17 protein-coding genes and 1 pseudogene are annotated in these 17,528 nt (G+C 67.8%); 9 read left to right on the plus strand and 9 right to left on the minus strand.

The features are described 5' to 3' along the window. The 3 genes and pseudogenes from ED92_RS01695 to ED92_RS01705 all read left to right on the plus strand — a co-directional run. A pseudogene (locus ED92_RS01695) lies at positions 1–284 on the plus strand (deoxyribose-phosphate aldolase); the annotation flags it as partial. Positions 285–287: 3 nt separating this feature from the next. Further along, a complete protein-coding gene (locus tag ED92_RS01700) occupies positions 288–1,721 on the plus strand; it encodes an aldehyde dehydrogenase family protein (RefSeq protein ID WP_037332394.1) in 1,434 nt (477 codons plus the stop codon). Continuing rightward, entirely contained in the window at positions 1,714–2,580 is an 867-nt protein-coding gene (locus ED92_RS01705) for an aldehyde dehydrogenase family protein (RefSeq protein ID WP_037332396.1), read from the plus strand. Before ED92_RS01700 ends, ED92_RS01705 begins: the two co-directional genes overlap by 8 nt. A 115-nt stretch (positions 2,581–2,695) precedes the next feature. Here the strand turns inward: ED92_RS01705 and ED92_RS01710 are convergent, their stop codons facing one another. Then, positions 2,696–3,334, minus strand: coding sequence for a TetR/AcrR family transcriptional regulator (locus tag ED92_RS01710; protein ID WP_037332398.1), 639 nt, complete (start codon positions 3,332–3,334; stop codon positions 2,696–2,698). Positions 3,335–3,550: 216 nt separating this feature from the next. Between ED92_RS01710 and ED92_RS01715 the strand changes: the two genes are divergently transcribed. After that, entirely contained in the window at positions 3,551–4,765 is a 1,215-nt protein-coding gene (locus ED92_RS01715; RefSeq protein WP_037332399.1) for a cytochrome P450, read from the plus strand. A gap of 8 nt (positions 4,766–4,773) precedes the next feature. Next, positions 4,774–4,968 (plus strand): ferredoxin, encoded by a 195-nt coding sequence (locus ED92_RS01720; protein ID WP_037332400.1) that lies wholly within the window; start codon positions 4,774–4,776, stop codon positions 4,966–4,968. Between the two features lie 71 nt (positions 4,969–5,039). Here ED92_RS01720 and ED92_RS01725 read toward each other — a convergent pair whose 3' ends face one another. Genes ED92_RS01725 through ED92_RS01740 form a run of 4 tightly spaced genes read right to left on the minus strand, consistent with a single transcriptional unit; the run spans position 5,040 to position 9,124 of the window. Further along, positions 5,040–5,855, minus strand: coding sequence for a carbohydrate ABC transporter permease (locus ED92_RS01725; RefSeq protein WP_037332401.1), 816 nt, complete (start codon positions 5,853–5,855; stop codon positions 5,040–5,042). Beyond that, positions 5,852–6,787 (minus strand): carbohydrate ABC transporter permease, encoded by a 936-nt coding sequence (locus tag ED92_RS01730; protein WP_037332403.1) that lies wholly within the window; start codon positions 6,785–6,787, stop codon positions 5,852–5,854. The genes ED92_RS01725 and ED92_RS01730 overlap by 4 nt, the downstream gene beginning before the upstream one ends. Continuing rightward, entirely contained in the window at positions 6,787–8,127 is a 1,341-nt protein-coding gene (locus ED92_RS01735; protein ID WP_037332406.1) for a sugar ABC transporter substrate-binding protein, read from the minus strand. The genes ED92_RS01730 and ED92_RS01735 overlap by 1 nt, the downstream gene beginning before the upstream one ends. Beyond that, on the minus strand, positions 8,120–9,124 hold the full coding sequence (locus ED92_RS01740; protein ID WP_037332407.1) for a zinc-dependent alcohol dehydrogenase family protein: 1,005 nt from the start codon (positions 9,122–9,124) through the stop codon (positions 8,120–8,122). The genes ED92_RS01735 and ED92_RS01740 overlap by 8 nt, the downstream gene beginning before the upstream one ends. 129 nt (positions 9,125–9,253) lie before the next feature. On the opposite strand from ED92_RS01740, the gene ED92_RS01745 reads away from it, so the two are divergent. Beyond that, positions 9,254–10,234: a sugar-binding transcriptional regulator gene (locus tag ED92_RS01745; RefSeq protein WP_037332408.1), complete on the plus strand. Its 981-nt coding sequence runs from the start codon at positions 9,254–9,256 to the stop codon at positions 10,232–10,234. Between the two features lie 82 nt (positions 10,235–10,316). On the opposite strand, the gene ED92_RS01750 is transcribed toward ED92_RS01745, so the two are convergent. Then, positions 10,317–10,676, minus strand: coding sequence for a helix-turn-helix domain-containing protein (locus ED92_RS01750; RefSeq protein WP_037332410.1), 360 nt, complete (start codon positions 10,674–10,676; stop codon positions 10,317–10,319). A 76-nt stretch (positions 10,677–10,752) separates the two neighbouring features. Between ED92_RS01750 and ED92_RS01755 the strand changes: the two genes are divergently transcribed. Further along, the gene (locus tag ED92_RS01755) at positions 10,753–11,343 is read left to right on the plus strand and encodes an NADPH-dependent F420 reductase (RefSeq protein ID WP_037332412.1); all 591 of its coding nucleotides are present in this window, start codon (positions 10,753–10,755) and stop codon (positions 11,341–11,343) included. 54 nt (positions 11,344–11,397) lie between these two features. Continuing rightward, complete coding sequence (locus tag ED92_RS01760) at positions 11,398–12,024, plus strand: hypothetical protein (RefSeq protein WP_037332414.1); 627 nt, start codon at positions 11,398–11,400, stop codon at positions 12,022–12,024. 51 nt (positions 12,025–12,075) lie between these two features. Here the strand turns inward: ED92_RS01760 and ED92_RS01765 are convergent, their stop codons facing one another. Both ED92_RS01765 and ED92_RS01770 read right to left on the minus strand, forming a co-directional pair. After that, a complete protein-coding gene (locus ED92_RS01765) occupies positions 12,076–12,264 on the minus strand; it encodes a hypothetical protein (RefSeq protein ID WP_037332415.1) in 189 nt (62 codons plus the stop codon). An 86-nt stretch (positions 12,265–12,350) separates the two neighbouring features. Then, positions 12,351–14,855 (minus strand): RNA helicase, encoded by a 2,505-nt coding sequence (locus tag ED92_RS01770; RefSeq protein WP_037332417.1) that lies wholly within the window; start codon positions 14,853–14,855, stop codon positions 12,351–12,353. A gap of 151 nt (positions 14,856–15,006) precedes the next feature. On the opposite strand from ED92_RS01770, the gene ED92_RS01775 reads away from it, so the two are divergent. Beyond that, positions 15,007–16,251, plus strand: a complete 1,245-nt coding sequence (locus tag ED92_RS01775; protein WP_037332421.1) for a hypothetical protein — start codon at positions 15,007–15,009, stop codon at positions 16,249–16,251. A 20-nt stretch (positions 16,252–16,271) separates the two neighbouring features. Here the strand turns inward: ED92_RS01775 and ED92_RS01780 are convergent, their stop codons facing one another. Next, the gene (locus tag ED92_RS01780) at positions 16,272–17,477 is read right to left on the minus strand and encodes an MFS transporter (protein ID WP_052120351.1); all 1,206 of its coding nucleotides are present in this window, start codon (positions 17,475–17,477) and stop codon (positions 16,272–16,274) included. Positions 17,478–17,528: the final 51 nt, after the last annotated feature.

The following is a 17,528-nucleotide window of genomic DNA, read 5'->3' on the forward strand; positions in this document are numbered from 1 at the left end:
CGCCCGCCGCGACGCTGCCGGTCACGCACGTGATGCTGCAGGCCGTCCGCGACTGGTTCGTCCAGACCGGTGAACTGCGCGGCGTCAAACCGGCCGGTGGCATCCGGACGACCAAGGACGCGATCAAGTACCTGGTCGCGGTGCACGAGGTCGCCGGCGAGCAGTGGCTGAACCCGGACCTCTTCCGGTTCGGGGCGTCCAGCCTGCTCAACGACCTCCTGCTGCAGCGCCGCACCCAGGCCGACGGCCACTACAGCGGTCCCGACTACGTGACGGTGGACTAATCCATGGGCATCTTCGAGTACGCGCCCGCGCCCGAATCGCGCGACCTCGCGAACCTCAAGTCGCATTACCGGCCGTTCGTGAACGGCGAATTCGTCGACGGCTCGGGCGAGCCGCTCAAGACGATCAACCCGGCCACCGAAGAGGTGCTCGCCGAGGTCGGCACCGCGTCGGTGTCCGATGTGGACACCGCGGTGAAGGCCGCTCGCAAGGCGTACAACAATGTCTGGTCGAAAATGCCGGGCTCCGAGCGCGCCAAGTACCTGTTCCGCATCGCCCGCCTGATCCAGGAACGGTCGCGGGAGCTGGCCGTGCTGGAAAGCCTCGACAACGGCAAGCCGATCAAGGAATCGCGTGATTCCGACGTGCCGACGGCCGCCGCGCACTTCTTCTACCACGCGGGTTGGGCCGACAAGCTCGATTACGCGGGCTACGGCCCGAACCCGAAGCCGCTCGGCGTCGCGGGCCAGGTCATCCCGTGGAACTTCCCGCTGCTGATGCTCGCGTGGAAGATCGCGCCCGCGCTGGCCACCGGCAACACCGTGGTGCTCAAGCCCGCGGAGACCACGCCGCTGACCGCGCTCGTGTTCGCGGAGATCTGCCAGCAGGCCGAACTCCCGCCCGGCGTGGTCAACATCCTGCCCGGCGCCGGGGACATCGGCGCCGCGCTGGTCGGCCACGGCGACGTGAACAAGGTCGCCTTCACCGGATCGACCGAGGTCGGCAAGGCCATCCAGCGCCAGATCGCGGGTACCGCGAAGAAGCTGACGCTGGAATTGGGCGGCAAGGCGGCGAACGTCGTCTTCGATGACGCTCCGCTGGACCAGGCCGTCGAGGGGATCGTCAACGGGATCTTCTTCAACCAGGGTCACGTCTGCTGCGCGGGCTCGCGCCTGCTGGTGCAGGAGTCCATCGCCGAGGAACTGCTCGAAAAGCTGCGCTACCGCGTTTCGACGCTGCGCCTGGGCGACCCGCTGGACAAGAACACCGACATCGGCGCGATCAACTCCGCCGAGCAGCTCGCGAAGATCAAGGGGCTCGTGGAGTCCGGCGACGCCGAGGGCGCGCAGCGCTGGACCAGCCCGTGCCCGGTGCCGGAACGCGGTTTCTTCTTCGCCCCCACGGTGTTCTCCGACGTCCAGCAGTCGATGCGCATCGCCCGCGAGGAGATCTTCGGTCCGGTGCTTTCGGTGCTGACCTTCCGCACGCCGGACGAGGCCGTCACCAAGGCGAACAACACGCCGTACGGGCTCTCCGCCGGCATCTGGACCGAAAAGGGCTCGCGCATCCTCTGGATGGCGAACCAGCTCCGCGCCGGCGTCGTCTGGGCCAACACGTTCAACCGCTTCGATCCCGCCGCGCCGTTCGGCGGCTACCAGGAGTCGGGTTTCGGCCGCGAAGGCGGACGCACCGGACTGGAGGCCTACCTCGATGTCTGACCGTATTTCGGTGGCGAAGACCTACAAGCTCTACATCGGTGGCAAGTTCCCGCGTTCGGAGTCGGGCCGGGTGTACCCGGTCACCGACACCAAGGGCAAGTTCCTGGCGAACGCCTCGCACGCGTCGCGCAAGGACGTCCGTGACGCGGTTTCGGCCGCCCGCAAGGCTTTCGGCGGCTGGTCGGCGGCGACCGCGTACAACCGCGGCCAGGTGCTGTACCGGGTGGCGGAGATGCTGGAAGGCCGCCGCGAACAGTTCGTCGCGGAGGTGTCCGCGTCCGAAGGCGTGGCGGCCAAGAAGGCTCAGTCCATTGTGGACGCCTCGATCGACCGCTGGGTCTGGTACGCGGGCTGGACGGACAAGATCGCGACCGTGCTCGGCGCGGCCAACCCGGTCGCGGGCCCGTACTTCTCCTTCACCGTGCCCGAGCCGACCGGTGTCGTGGGCGTGCTCGCACCGCAGCAGTCGTCGTTGCTGGGGCTGGTGAGCGTGCTCGCCCCGGTGCTGGCGACCGGCTCGACCGCGGTGGTCGTCTCCAGCGCGGACCGGCCGCTGCCCGCGATCACGCTTTCGGAGGTCCTGGCGACTTCCGACCTGCCCGGCGGCGTCGCGAACATCCTGACCGGCCGCGCGTCGGAGCTGGGCTCGTGGCTGGCGTCGCACGGCGACGTCAACGCCCTCGACCCGACCGGCGCGGAGCCGTCCGCGCGGGCGGATCTGGCGCGTGAGGCCGCGGGCACCGTGAAGCGGGTCCTGACCGTCCCGGACGCCGAGCCGGACTGGACCGCCGACGCCGACATCGCGCGGCTGCGGCGGTACCTGGAGGCGAAGACCGTTTGGCATCCGCTGGGTGTCTAAGCCGGTCCGTTTTCCGCAGTTGGACACCTGACCGCGCGGGCAAATGTCAGGAAAGGGCCGTTCAGGACGTTTCATGTCCTGAACGGCCCTTTCCTGACATCCGGGACTTCACGCCTCACGGATCGAGATCGGCCCCGGTCAGCACCCGGCCCGGCAGCGGCTCGTTCGAGCCCACGGCCCGCAACCCGTCGATCATGATCCCGATGCACCGCCGCGTCGCCATCCGCGCGACCTCCTCGCCCTTGCCGGGCATCTGCCGCAGCAGCGTCGCGAACAGGATCGCGACGTCACCGGTGGCGACGTCCGTCCGGAGCCTGCCCTCCGCCTGCGCGCCCTGGACGAACGAGTCCATCACCAGGAGCAATTCGTCACGCAGGGCCTTGATCGCGGGGTCGCTCTTCAGGATCGCCAGCGCCCGCGGCGACACCATCGCGAGCTGGATGCTCAGCTGTAGTTCCATCGACTGGTGCAGGAGCCGGATCAGCGCCTCCCAATCCGAGGACTCCTGATCCTTCGCGGCCTTCGCGTCCCTGAGGACCCGGTCGAAGTTGTCGACGGCGACCGCCCGGATCAGCGCGTCCCGATCCGGGAAGCGACGGTAAAGGGTGCCGACGCCGACGCCCGCCGAGCGCGCGATCTCCTCCATCGGGACCTCGGCGCCCTGGGCGGCGAAGATGACTCTCGCGGCGGCCAGGATCTGATCCCGGTTCCGGCGCGCGTCGGCACGCAAGCGGGTCTCGGGGTCGGCTGTCATGGTCCTCGCCTCTCGAAGGTCCTTCAGGGCCGTGATTCTCGCACGTAAGGGCGTGCCCTTCACGCCTCCCGGGAAACCACCCCTTCGCGAGTGGACGACCTGTCTCCACTTGAGTACCTTGGGTGCATAAGCGGAATGAAACCATCCGCATACGTTTTGGGCCTCACTGTCCGATATCGCCCGAACCCACCCGACATTCTGGGGAAGGACAACCCGATGACCGACGTCGAGGAAACCACCGCGACCTTGCCGCTGGCGCGTAAATGCCCGTTTTCGCCGCCTCCCGAATACGAGACGCTTCGCGAGAAAAGTCCGATTTCCCGGGTCGGTCTCCCGTCCGGGCAAACGGCTTGGGCACTCACCCGGCTCGAAGACATCCGCGAAATGCTGAGCAGCCCGCATTTCAGCTCCGACCGGCGTAATCCGTCGTTCCCGCTGATGGTGGCGCGCCCGGTCCGCCCGGAGGACGACTCGTTCCGCCCGTCCCTCATCGGGATGGATCCGCCGGAGCACAGCCAGGCCCGGCGCGACGTCGTCGGGGAATTCACGGTCAAACGCATGAAGGCACTGCAGCCGCGGATCCAGCAGATCGTCGACGACCATATCGACGCCCTCCTCGCCGGCCCCAAACCCGCCGACCTGGTCCAGGCGCTTTCCCTGCCGGTTCCGTCGCTGGTGATCTGCGAACTGCTCGGCGTTCCCTACGCGGACCACGATTTCTTCCAGTCGTGCAGTTCCCGCATGCTCAACCGGGAGGTCAGCGCCGAAGAACGGCAGACGGCGTTCGAGGGCCTCCGGAACTATCTCGACGACCTCGTCACCAAGAAGGAAGCGAACGCCACCGAGGACGATCTCCTCGGCCGTCAGATCCTGAAGCAACGTGAATCGGGCGAGGCCGACCACGGCGAACTCGTCGGTTTGGCGTTCCTGCTGCTCATCGCCGGCCACGAGACCACGGCGAACATGATCTCGCTCGGCACGGTGACCCTGCTGGAGAACCCGGATCAACTGGCGAAGATCAAGGCGGATCCGGACAAGACCCTCGCCGCGATCGAGGAACTCCTGCGGGTCTTCACCATCGCGGAGACGGCGACCTCACGTTTCGCCACGGCGGACGTCGAGATCGGCGGCACGCTCATCCGCGCGGGTGAAGGCGTCGTCGGCCTGAGCAACGCGGGCAACCACGATCCGGAAGGCTTCGAGAACCCGGACGCCTTCGACATCGAACGGGGCGCGCGGCATCACGTCGCCTTCGGATTCGGTGTGCACCAATGTCTCGGGCAGAACTTGGCGAGGTTGGAACTCCAGATCGTGTTCGATACGTTGTTCCGGCGAGTGCCGGGCATCCGGATCGCCGTACCGGTCGACGAACTGCCGTTCAAGCACGATTCGACGATCTACGGCCTCCACGCCCTGCCGGTCACCTGGTAGGAGGAGCCATGAAGATCATCGCGGACACCGGGAAATGCGTCGGTGCGGGCCAGTGCGTGCTCACCGATCCCGATCTGTTCGACCAGAACGAGGACGACGGGACGGTCCTGCTGCTGAACGCCGAGCCCGAGGGCGAAGAGGCGGAGGAGAACGCCCGCACCGCCGTGCACATCTGTCCGGGGCAGGCCTTGTCGCTCGCGTGAGGCGTGGGGGTCGTGAGTGGCGTTTCGGGTTCTAACCCGAAACGCCACTCACGACCACCTGTACCGACGTCTTACTTGACCGCGCCCATCGACAGGCCGCGCACCAGGTGGTTCTGCGCGATCCAGCCGACGATCATCACCGGCAGCGACGCGAGCAGCGCGGCGGCGGAAAGCTGCGCCCAGTACAGGCCTTCGCTGGTGATGAAGCCGACCAGGAACACCGGCACCGTCCCGGCCCGCGCGGCGGTGAGGTTGACCGAATAGAAGAACTCGGTCCACGAGAAGATCACGCAGATCAGCGCGGTCGCGGCCACCCCGGGCGCGACCACCGGCATGATGATCTTCCGCAGCAGGACCGGCAGCGTCGCCCCGTCGATCCGGCCGGCCTCGATCATCTCGTGCGGCACCTCCAGGAAGAACGACCGCATCATCCAGATGGCCAGCGGCAGGTTCATCGAGGTGTACAGGATGATCAGCGCCCACACGTTGTCCAGCAGCTGGGTGTTCTGCGAGATCACATAAAGCGGGATGATCGCCGCCACGATCGGCAGCATCTTCGTCGACAGGAAGAAGCCGAGCGCGTTGCTCGTCCCCTTCACCGGCGCCAGCGACAGCGCGTACGCCGCCGGGATTCCCAGCAGCAGCACGAAAAGCGTCGAAACCACGGTCACGAACGCCGAATTCGACAGGTACGGCAGGAAACCGCGTTCGAGTACGCCCGCGAACTGGTCGAGGGTCGGGGTGAAGAGCAGCCGAGGCGGATCGGTGTAGGCGTCGGCCTCCTGTTTGAAGGCCGTGAGGATCATCCACAGCAGCGGGAACACGAACAGGATCGCGATCACCCAGGTCGCGACCGTCAGCGCACCGGGGCCGAAACGGCTTTTCATTTCGCGCCTCCCTGTACCGAGAACGTGCGGAACATCAGCCGCAGCGCGAAGGTCGCGACGATCATCGTCAGGATCACGACGATGACGCCCATCGCGGACGACTGCCCGATGTCGAAACCTTGGAACGCCCGCTGGTAGATGTAGAACGGCAGGTTCGTGCTGGCGGTCCCCGGGCCGCCTTGGGTCATCAGGAAGATCGCGTCGAAGCTGTTCACGATGTAGATCGCGCCCAGCAACGTCGCCAGCTGCAGGAACCGGCTCAGATGCGGCAGCGTGATCGCGGTGAACGTCCGCCAGCGGCCGGCGCCGTCGACCGACGCGGCCTCCAGCACGTCCTTCGGCTGGCTCTGCAGCCCGGCCAGGATCAGCAGCATCATGAACGGCGTCCACTGCCAGACGACCTGCGCCATCACGGCGGCCAGCGGGAATTCCGAAAGCCAGTCGACGTCGGTGCCGAACACGAAGTGCAGCAACCCGTACGTCGGGTCGAACATCGTCGTCTTCCACAGCAGCGCGCCCGCCGCGGGCAGGATGAGGAACGGCGTGATCAGCAGGGTCCGGACCACCCCGCGGCCGAGGAACTTGCGGTCCAGCAGGATCGCCAGCCCCAGGCCGAGCAGCAGCGAGAAGAACACGCACACCACCGTGAGCACGACGGTGTTCAGCAACGCCCCGAGGAACGTCGAGTCGGCGAAGACGTCGATGTAGTTCCGCAAGCCCACGAAATGCCGCGACCCCGGCCGCACCAGGTTCCACGACTGGAACGAGTAGAACACCGTCAGCACGAACGGCAACTGCGTCACGGCGACGACGAACAGCAGCGCGGGCAACAGCGGCAGCCGTCGTTTGAACGGCGTATCGGTGCCGCGTTTCGGAGCCGCCTTCTTCGCATGGGCGGGCTCGGGACGAGCAGGAGCGGAGATCGTGGCCATCACTGCACCTCCTGATACGACTTGCCGACGGTCTGCGCGTATTCCTGCGACTGCTCGAGCGCTTCGTCCACGGTGATCTGGCCCGCGATCGCCGCCGAAAGCTGCTGGCTCACCCGCGTGCCGAGATCCTGGAACTCGGGGATGCCGACGAACTGGATCCCGGGATAGGGCACCGGATTCGCCATCGCCTTGCGCTGGTCGGCGTCCGCGATACCGTCCAGCGTCGGCTGCGCGTAGGCCTTGGCCGCCTCGCGGTACTGCGGGATGTCGTAGGTCGATTTCCGCACGCCCGGCGGGACACGGTTCCAGTCGCCGAACTCCTTCGCGACCCGCTGCACGTAAGCCTTGTCGGTCATCCAGGACATGAACTTGAAGGCGGCTTCCTTGTCCTTGGCGACCTTGGGGATCGCCAAAGCCCAGGTGTAGAGCCAGCCGCTCGCCTGCGTCTTCTCCACCGGCGCCGGGGCGTAGCCGGACTTCCCGACCACCTTGCTGGCCGACGGGTCCTCGTTCGTACCCGCCATGACCGTGGCGTCGTACCACATCGCGGCCTGGCCCTGGGTGTACCGCGTGCCGCATTCGGAGAAGCCCGCGCTCGACGCGCCGACCTCGCCGTGGTTCCGCACGAGGTTCACGTAGAACTCGGCGGCCGCCTTGAACTCGGGGCTGGTCAGCTTCGCGTTCCAGTCCTTGTCGAACCACTGCGCGCCGAAGGTGTTGGCGACCGTGGTGAACGGCGCGAGGCTCTCACCCCAGCCGGGTTTGCCGCGCAGGCAGATCCCGGCGATGCCCTTGGCCTTGTCGTCCAGTTTCGCGGCGTACTCGGCGATCTGGGTCCACGTCGGTTTGGCGGGCATGGTGATCCCGGCCCGCTCGAACAGATCCTTCCGGTAGGCCAGGAACGACGATTCGCCGTAGAACGGCACCGCGTACATGGACCCGTTGTGCGACAAGGATTCCTTGATACTCGGGATGAAGTCGTCCGCGTCGTAGGACGGATTCGCCGCGATATGCGGGCCGAGGTCTTCGAGCCAGCCGTTCGCGGCCCATTGCGGCGCCTCGTAGTTGCTGATCATGACGACGTCGAATTCGCCGCCCTCGGTGGCCGTCGACGCGGTGATCTTCGCGCGTGCCTGGTTCTCCGGCAGCGACACGAATTTGAGGCTGACGCCGGGATTCGCCTTCTCGAACTCGCCGGAAAGCTCGATGGCGTCCTTCATCTGCGGGTTCGCGACGATCGCGACGACGAGCGTCCGGTCACCGGTGCCGAGCGCGCCCGCACCGGCGCATCCGGTGAGGGTCAGCAGGAGCACCGCGAGCAGAGCGGCCGCTTTACGCACCTTCGCCTCCCGGTATGACCTGCACCTTCAGGCCGGCGCCGCTGCGCATGAGGGCGAGAGCGTCGGGGTACTGCTCCAGCGGAAGGGAGTCGGTGAGCAGCGCGGCGGTGTCGACGGCGCCGTCGGCGACCAGGTCGAGCGCGGCACCGAAGCTGTTCATGACGGCCATCGAGCCGACAACGGTGATCTCGTCGTTGTAGATCCGGAACGGCGAAAGCGCGACGCGGGCTTCGGCGGGCGCGACCCCGAAGACCAGCAGACGGCCTCCGCGCTGAAGCGAATCGAAAGCGGCTTCGATGGCGGGCGCGGCGCCGGTGCAGTCCGCGGCGGCGTCGAACTTCTCGTCGTCGAGGTCCTTCACGTCACCCGCGACCGCGGCCGCGCCGAGGTCCATCGCCCGGCCGAGGCGGGCGGTGTTGCGGTCGACCACCGTGACATGGGCGCCCGCGCGCTGCAGCAACTGCTGCATGATCAGCCCCATCGTGCCCGCGCCGACGACGAGGAACCGCTCCCCCGCCTCGACCCCGATCCGGCGCACGCCGTGCACCGCGCAGGAGACCGGTTCGACGAGGGCGCCCTGTTCCCAGGTCATCGTGTCCGGCATGCGGTAGCAGTTCGCGGAGGGAACGGCGACGTACTCGGCGAAAGCGCCGTTCACGGTGTCGCCGGTCGCGTTCCAGTTCTCGCAGAGGTTGCCGCGGCCGGACCGGCAAGGCTTGCAGTAGCCGCAGAACAGCGACGGATCGACGGCCACCCGGTCGCCGATCTTCCAGCCACCCGGCACGTCCGCGCCGAGTTCGACGATCTCGCCGGCGAATTCGTGGCCGGGGACGATCGGGTAGGGCGTCGGCGGGAAATGCCCGTCGGCGATGTGGAGGTCGGTCCCGCAGATCCCGCAGGCACCCACCTTGACGACGACCTGGCGATCCCCCGGTTTCGGGTCGGGCACCTCGCCGACCCTGATCTCCCCGGGCTTGTCCACGATCGCGGCACGCATGCCAGCTCCTCTTCTCTCCGCTCAAATGAGCGGGGCAGGCTTATGCTTCGGACTGCATGTCCAGGCATGGTGAACTTTTCCCAGGTGTTACGTCAACCTTTCGGGTTGATTTCGCGTTATAGTGCTCATATGAGCGCTCACAAACAGGATCCTGGCCTGGTTGAATCGCTACGCCTGGCCGCGGTGGCCCGGCGCTTCTACGAACAGGGCGCCTCGAAACTCGAGATCGCCGAAGAGTTCGGGATCAGCCGGTTCAAGGTCGCGCGAATGCTGGACACGGCCAGGGAAAGCGGCATCGTCAAGGTCGGGTTCCACCTGCCCGCGCCGGTCGATCTCGTACTGTCCGAGGAGATCCGCGCCGCGTACCGGCTGGACCGGGTCCTGGTGCTCGAACGAGCGCCGGAACCGGAATCCCGCGAGGTGGCCCGCCGCAAGATCGGCACGCTCGCCGCCCGACTCCTGGCCGAAATCGTCACCCCCGGCGACGTCCTCGGCCTTTCCTGGGCACGTTCGGTGAACGCGATGACCGACGCGATCGAGTCCCTGCCGAAATGCCCGATCGTGCAACTGTGCGGCGTGCAGGCGGGAATGGACATGCGCGACCGGTCGGTGGAGACGGTCAGCCGGGTCGCCTCCGTCTCGGGCGGAGCGTCGTACCCGATCTTCGGGCCGCTCGTCCTCCCCGACCGCCGCACCACCGAAACACTGCGCAGGCAGCCGGGTATCGCGGAGACCTTCGGGCAGTTCAAGAACCTGACCAAGGCCGTCGTCAGCATCGGCGCGTGGAAACCCGAAGAGTCGACGGTGTACGACGCGCTCGACGAGGCCGAGCGGAGCGCGATCGCGAAACGCGGCGCCAAGGCCGAGGTCTCGGCCCGCCTGTTCGACGCCGACGGCAACCCGATGTCCACCGGGCTGGCCCACCACGTGCTGGCCATCAGCGCCGAGGAACTCCTCGCCGTCCCCGAAGTGATCGCGCTGGGCTACACGGAACCGAAGGCCGAAGCGATAGACGCCGTCCTGCGCTCCGGCATGGTCTCGACCCTGATCACCGACGCCGCCGCGGCCGTCCCCTTACTCCGGCTGGCCGAGGCCCGCCCACTCCCCTGACCCCGTGTCGTCCGCCCAATCACGCGAGATCGCCCTCCAATCACGCGTGATCCGCCTCCAATCACGCGAGATCGCTGCCCAATCACGCGTGATCGCGAAACCGGGCCGCCTCGTCCTGCGCCGCCATGACCTCGTCGCCGTACCGGAACGCCCACTCCCCGAAGGCCTCGATGGGCGCCAGCAACGTGGTCCCGAGATCCGTCAGCGAGTACTCGACCTTCGCCGTCCGCCCGCAGTCACGCCGGTGGACGAGACCGTTGGACTCCAGCCGCCGGACCGTCTCCGTGAGCACCTTCGTGCTGATCCCGCCCAGCCGTCGCCGCAGTTCGGCCGGGCGCAGCGGTCCTTCGCGCAAGGCCCACAGCACGACCGGGTTCCACGTGTTCGCCATCAGGTCGAAGGCCAGCCGGGCACGGCAATCGGCGAGGAAGACGTCGTTCATCGGACCTCCGGTAACCATTCGGTACCCGCGCGGCTTTCTACGGTCGGTGTCGTCACTCGATCTTAGGGAGCAGCACATGCGTATCGGTATTTTCGGGGCGGGCGGGATGGCGGAGGCGCTCGGCGGCCAGTGGTCCGGGCACGACGTGATGGTCGCGGCGCGCGATCGGGCCAAGGCCGCCAAGATCTCCGCGCGGGTCGGAACGTGGGCGGAGACCGCCCGCGCGAGCGACGTGATCCTGCTCGCCCTCCCCGCCGCATCGGTGCCGGAAGTCCTTGCCACAGCGGGGAATCTCGACGGAAAGGTGCTGATCGACTGCACGAACGCCGTCGGTCCCGGCGCCGTGCTCACGGTCCCCGATCAGGCCGCCCGGATCGCCGCAGCCGCACCCGGCGCGCACGTGGTCAAGGCGTTCAACCTCTGCGAGGTGGACGTCTGGCGGATGACTCCCCCGGTGTTCGGCGGCCGCCCGCTCGCGGTGCCGCTCTGCGGTGCGCCGGAGGCCGTCGAAGTGGTGAGTTCGCTGGTCCGCGACCTCGGCTGCACGCCGCTGAACGCCGGCGGGCTCGACCGGGCGGGGCTCATGGAGGCGACCATGGCGTTCATGGTCGGTCTCTGGTTCGACGGCCACGACGCCCAGGCCTGTTTCCCGCCCCTTCCGGCCTGATTTCAGGGTCGTCCCCGATGTGCCGGGCCGGGCGGTCGCGCGAATCTGTGCGCCATGCGGACGAAGACCTGGCGGCAGCTGACCGTGTGGCTGCACGTCGTCACCTCGGTGGGCTGGATGGGGCAGGCCCTGGCCCTGTTCACCCTCCTGGCGATCGGCCGGACGAGCGCGGACGGCGAGATCCGCGTCGCGGCGACGTCGATGGCGCACGAGATCGACTCGTTCCTGCTGGCGCCGCTGGCCAACGCGTCGGCCTTCACCGGTTTCCTGCTCGCCGCGGCGACGGCGTGGGGATTCACCCGGCACTGGTGGGTGCTGGCGAAGTTCGCGATCACGCTCGTCCAGCTCTACGCCGGGATCTTCCTGCTGTCGGGCGCTTTGCGGGATTCCGTCGACGCCGCCAGGGCCGGCGATCCACCGCCGGTGGCGCTGGTCGCCGGGACCGCGCTGATGGCGAGCGCGTTGGCATTCCAGGCCTGGCTTTCGGTGGCGAAACCGTGGGGCAAGGCCCGTTCCGGCGTGAAACTGCCGACCGCGCCGACGTGGGTGTTCGTCGCCGCGGTCCTCGCGCCGCTCACCGATATCACGGTGGGCCTGCTCCTCGGCTATCCGCTGCCGGCGCTTTCACTGGTGGTGCTGATCGTCCAGCTGATCCGGCGGCGCGTCGTCACAAGTCCGTGAAGGCCTCCTTGAGGGACTCTGGGTCCCTCAAGGAGGCCTTCACGGAACGAGCTACTTCTTGTACGCGCCGGCCACGATGTCGGCCGAGTTGTCCGAAGCGACGCCGTACTCGACGGTGGTCGCGTCCTCCCCCGGCAGCGAGTACTCGGTCATCGACGCGGCCTGCGCGGCCGCCCCGCCCGCGATTCCCAGTCCCGCCGCTATGGCCACGACGACCAGCGCACGCTTGAAGACGCCCATGATTCCTCCCAGCCCCTGTGACACTTACCTGACGAATGTAACACCGATCCGCTGGGCCGCACAGTCGTTTCAGCGGAATGCCGAAATCAGAGCTGGTCCACCGCCGTGATCCGGATGACCGCCGAGCCCGCCTCGTCCGAAGCGGCCAGATCGACTTCGGCGCTGATGCCCCAGTCGTGATCACCCGCCGGATCGTCGAAGATCTGCCGCACCCGCCAGATCTCCGGCTCCTGCTCGATGATCAGCAGCTTCGGCCCGCGCGCGTCCGGCCCGATGCCGAGCGTTTCGTGCTCGTCGTAGTAGTCCTCGATGGCGTCTTCCCACGCGTCCGCGTCCCAGCCCGACGCGGCGTCCAGCTCGCCGAGCGCGTCGTAGGCACGCCGCGAAGCCAGCTCCACCCGCCGGAACAGCTCGTTGCGCACGAGCACCCGGAACGCCCGCTCGTTCCGCGTGACGGCGGGCGGCTCGGACGGCGGCCTCGTCGAAACCGGGCCCTCCTCTTCGGGATGCCGCAAGGCTTCCCACTCGTCCAGGAGGCTGGAGTCGACCTGGCGCACGAGTTCGCCGAGCCATTCGATGAGGTCCTGCAACCCCTCGTTCTTGGCCTCGTCGGGCACCGTGTGCCGCAGCGAGTCGTAGGTGTCGGTGAGGTACCGCAGCACCAGCCCTTCCGAGCGGGCGAGCTGGTAGAAACCGATGTACTCCACGAAGTTCATCGCGCGCTCGTACATGTCGCGCACGACGGACTTCGGCTTGAGCTCGTAGTCCTCGACCCACGGATGCCCTTGCCGGTAGCGGGAATACGCCGCCTCCAGCAGTTCCTCCAGCGGCTTCGGGTACGTGACGTTCTCGAGCAGCTCCATCCGCTCGTCGTACTCGATACCCTCGGCCTTCATCGCCTGCACGGCCTCGCCGCGCGCCTTGAACTGCTGCTGTGACAGCACCGGACGCGGATTGTCCACAGTGGATTCCACAATGGACACGACGTCGAGCGGATACGACGGCGACTCGACGTCCAGGAGTTCGATCGCGGCGAGCGCGAACGGCGAAAGCGGCTGGTTCAGCGCGAAATCGAACTGCAGGTCCACGGTCAGCCGGACGATGCGGCCCTGCTCGTCGGGTTCGTCGAGCCGTTCCACCACACCGGCCGCGAGCAGCGCGCGGTAGATCGCGATCGCGCGCAGGATCAGTTTCCGCTGGGTGGGCCGGTCGGAGTGGTTGTCCTCCAGCAGATGCCGCATCGAGTCGAACGCGTTGCCCGGCCGGGAGATCACGTTCAGCAGCATCGAGTGGCTGACGTGGAAGCTCGACGTCAGCGGCTCCGGCTCGGCCGCGATCAGCCGGTCGAAGGTGCTCTCCGTCCAGTTGACGAACCCTTCGGGCGCCTTCTTGCGGACGATCTTCTTTTTCTTCTTGGGATCGTCGCCGGCCTTCTCCAGCGCCTTGGCGTTTTCGACGACGTGGTCCGGCGCCTGCACGACGACGTAGCCGTCGGTGTCGTATCCGGCGCGGCCCGCGCGGCCGGCGATCTGATGGAACTCGCGCGCCTTGAGATGCCGTTGCCGCACACCGTCGTACTTCGTCAGCGCCGAAAAGACCACCGTGCGGATTGGTACGTTGATGCCGACGCCGAGCGTGTCGGTCCCGCAGATCACCTTCAGCAGCCCCGCCTGCGCCAGCTGCTCGACGAGGCGCCGGTACTTCGGCAGCATGCCGGCGTGGTGCACGCCGATCCCGTGCCGGACCAGCCTCGACAGCGTCTTCCCGAACCCGGCCGAGAAGCGGAAGTCGCCGAGCATCTCGGCGATGGCCTCCTTCTCCGCCTTCGAAGTGACGTTGATGCTCATCAGCGTCTGCGCGCGCTCGATCGCCGCGGCCTGCGAGAAGTGGACGACGTAGACCGGCGACTGCCCGCCGTTGAGCAGCTCGGACATCGTCTCGTGCAACGGCGTCAGCGCGTAACGGAAGGTCAGCGGCACCGGCCGCTGTGCCGAGGTGACCACCGCGGTCGGACGGCCGGTCCGGCGGGTGAGATCTTTTTCGAAGAACGAGACGTCGCCCAGCGTGGCCGACATCAGCACGAACTGCGCCTTCGGCAGTTCCAGCAGCGGCACCTGCCAGGCCCAGCCGCGATCCGGCTCCGAATAGAAGTGGAACTCGTCCGCGACGACCTGGCCGACCGGCGCGTCGGCACCGAAGCGCAACGCCATGTTCGCCAGGATTTCCGCCGTGCAGCAGATGATCGGCGCGTCGGCGTTGACCGCCGAGTCGCCGGTCATCATGCCGACGTTGTCCGCGCCGAAGATCTCGATGAGCTGGAAGAACTTCTCCGAGACGAGCGCCTTGATGGGTGCCGTGTAGTAGCTGCGGCGGCCGTGTGCGAGCGCGGTGAAGTGCGCCCCGACGGCGACGAGGCTCTTACCCGAGCCCGTCGGCGTCGACAGGATCAGGTTCGCGCCGGAGACCACCTCGATGATGGCCTCTTCCTGCGCGGGGTACAGCTCCAACCCGCGCTCGGCCGTCCAGGTGGAGAAGGCTTCGAACAGCGAGTCGGGGTCGGGATCCGCAGGCAGGAGGTCTGTAAGTGTCATCAGAGGACCTATCGTGCCATCCGTTGGTCGCTTCTTGCCCAGGGGTGATCGCGCCCATCGGCGGAAACCCGTAGGCTTCGCGGTACCGCGCACCTTCCGGGCACCATCACCCGGCCGCGCACACAGGCGGTAATCCGAGAGGGCTAAAGGAATGGCACAGGACATCATCCCGATCGAACTCGGCCTGCCACAGGGTGACGTCGTCACCCTCTGGGCGCCGCGCTGGCGGGAAGACGGCGAGGAATGGGAAGCCTTCCTCGGCGACGAGGAAGACCTGTACGCCTTCCCGGACGCCGCGCATCTCGCCGCCTTCGTGCGGACCTCCGAGCAGCACGACCTGCTCGACCACCCCGCGTGGGAGGTCGTCCCGGCGCTGAACGTGCCCGAGCTCATCCCGGACGACGACCACACCTACGACCTGGTGGGCGTCCCCGAGCTGGTGGCCGAGAAGCCGGACCAGTGGACGCTCGGCGAGCTGGCCGAGATCATCGGCATCGTGCGTTCGCTCGCGGACGTGTGCGAGCTCGAAGAGGTCCACGAAGTCCTCGACGCGCACGAGAGCTTCTCGCTGCTGGACCAGGGCACGCTGCCCTTCTCCGGCCGCGACGGCGAGCGCCTCTGGGCGGACCTGTCGCAGGCGGTCTCCGAGAAGTGGGACACCGTCCTCGACGCGATCGACGGCCTGGTGACCGTCCCCGACGTCGACGAGAAGGTGCTGGAGCAGACCGCGGAGGAGCTCGCGACCTTCCTCGCGGAGTCCGCCGAGGCCGAAGCGGCCGCCGTCGACGCGGACCTCATCGACGACTCGGACGAGGACGACGAGGAAGACGACGAGCCCGTCGGCTTCTGGGGCGAGGTCGGCATCGACCCGATCAAGATCATCACCTCCGGCGCCGAGTACTACACGCTGCGCTGCTACCTCGACGACAAGCCGATCTTCCTCGGCAGCGAAGGCGAGATCGACGTCTTCACCTCCGAGAAGGCCCTCATCCGCGCGATCGCGGACGGCAAGGAGCTGGCGGGCAACGACCTCGCCGGAGTGTCCACTTGGGACGAGGTGACCACGAAGGCCACCGCGGGCGAGCTCGAGATCGAGGTCGACACCGAGAACACCTACGTGCTCAACGGGATCGCCGACGACATCGCCGAAGGCCCGGAGTCGATCGACCCGACCCAGCTGGAGCTGGCCGTCGAGCTGATCACCGACGCCGCCGAGTGGGCCGAGGACGACAGCGTCGAAACCGCGCTGGCCGCCAACGAAAGCCTCGGCTGGCTGGTGTCGTTCGTGCTGCGGCCGGACCCGTCGCGGCTGGAGCCGAGCGCTCCGTTCGACGCCGAGCAGTCGGAGTGGCGCAAGCTCGTCGAGACCTTCGAGAACCGCCTGACGGTTCTCTGATCCACCCGCGAAGGGGCCCCTCAGGTTCGTCCTGAGGGGCCCTTTTCGTCTCTGACCGGTACCAGCGCCACGGCCAGCGCCGGGAAGATCGCGGCCACGCAGAACGCCAGCGCGTATCGCGAATCACCGATCACGAGACCCAGCATCGGCGGGGTCAGCGCGGCGGCGATGTTCTGGCCGGTGTTCTGCGTGCCCATCGCCCGCCCCGCCCACGCGAGCCCGGCCATCTCCGCCGACGCGGTGAACCCGAGCCCGTTGTCGGACACGGTGATCACCGCGGCCAGGACGAGCGCCAGCAGCACCAGCCACGGCCACGTCGCGTCGCCGAGCGCGACCAGCAGCATCACCGCGGCGCTCGCGATCGCCAGCTGCCGCATCGGCCGCAGCCTGCTGCCGACGCGGTCGGACCAGTAGCCCGACACCAGCCTGCCCAGCGCGCCGAGGACCTGGACGGCGCCGACGAACCAGCCCGCGGACGCCGCCGTCCAATCGTGCATGGTCACCAGATACACGGGAGTGAACGCGGAGACCGTGAACTGCGGGACGACGAGCAGCGCGCTCGCGCCGTGGACCCGCCACAACGCCGGCCTCCGGTACGGCGACGGCGGTTTCTCCCCCGCCGTCCCGGATTCCGGACGCGGCGGGTCGATCAGGAGCCAGGCGACCAGGAGCGCGACGCCGATCGCGGTCAGCGCGGGCAGCAGGAGCGAGACCTGGAAGCCCCAGCGGTCCGCGAGCGGCGGGAGGCCGAAGGCGGCGACGCCCACCCCGAGCGGCTGGGCCATCTGGCGGATACCCATCGCGAAACCGCGTTCGGCCGGGCCGAACCAGCCCAGGACGGCCCGGCCGCTCGCGGCGTTCACTGACGCGGTGCTCGCGCCGGCGAGCAGGAACACCCCAAAGAGGATCCCGAGCGAGTGGTCACCGGCGGCCGCGTACACGAGGAGTAACCCTGAGACGCCGAGCCCGATGGCCATTACCAAACGCTCTCCGTAACGGTCCGCGGCCGCGCCCCACAGGATCAAGGTGAACAGCAGGCCAAGACTCGGCGCCGCGACCACGGTTCCCGCTTCGGCGAGCGTGAGACCCTCCGCACGCTGCATCGACGGCACCAGGAACGGGAGCCCATAGAGGAACGAGCAACTCGCGGTCTGCGCGGCGAGACCGAGCGCGAGGATGAGCCAGCGTCGTTTGCCGCCGATCCCCACGTCCACGACCTGCGCCATCTTCGCCACCGTTCCACTATTTGGAATAGCACTCCTACATAGTGAACGATA

The sequence above is a fragment of the Amycolatopsis sp. MJM2582 genome (assembly GCF_000754115.1).
Lineage (GTDB): Bacteria > Actinomycetota > Actinomycetes > Mycobacteriales > Pseudonocardiaceae > Amycolatopsis > Amycolatopsis japonica.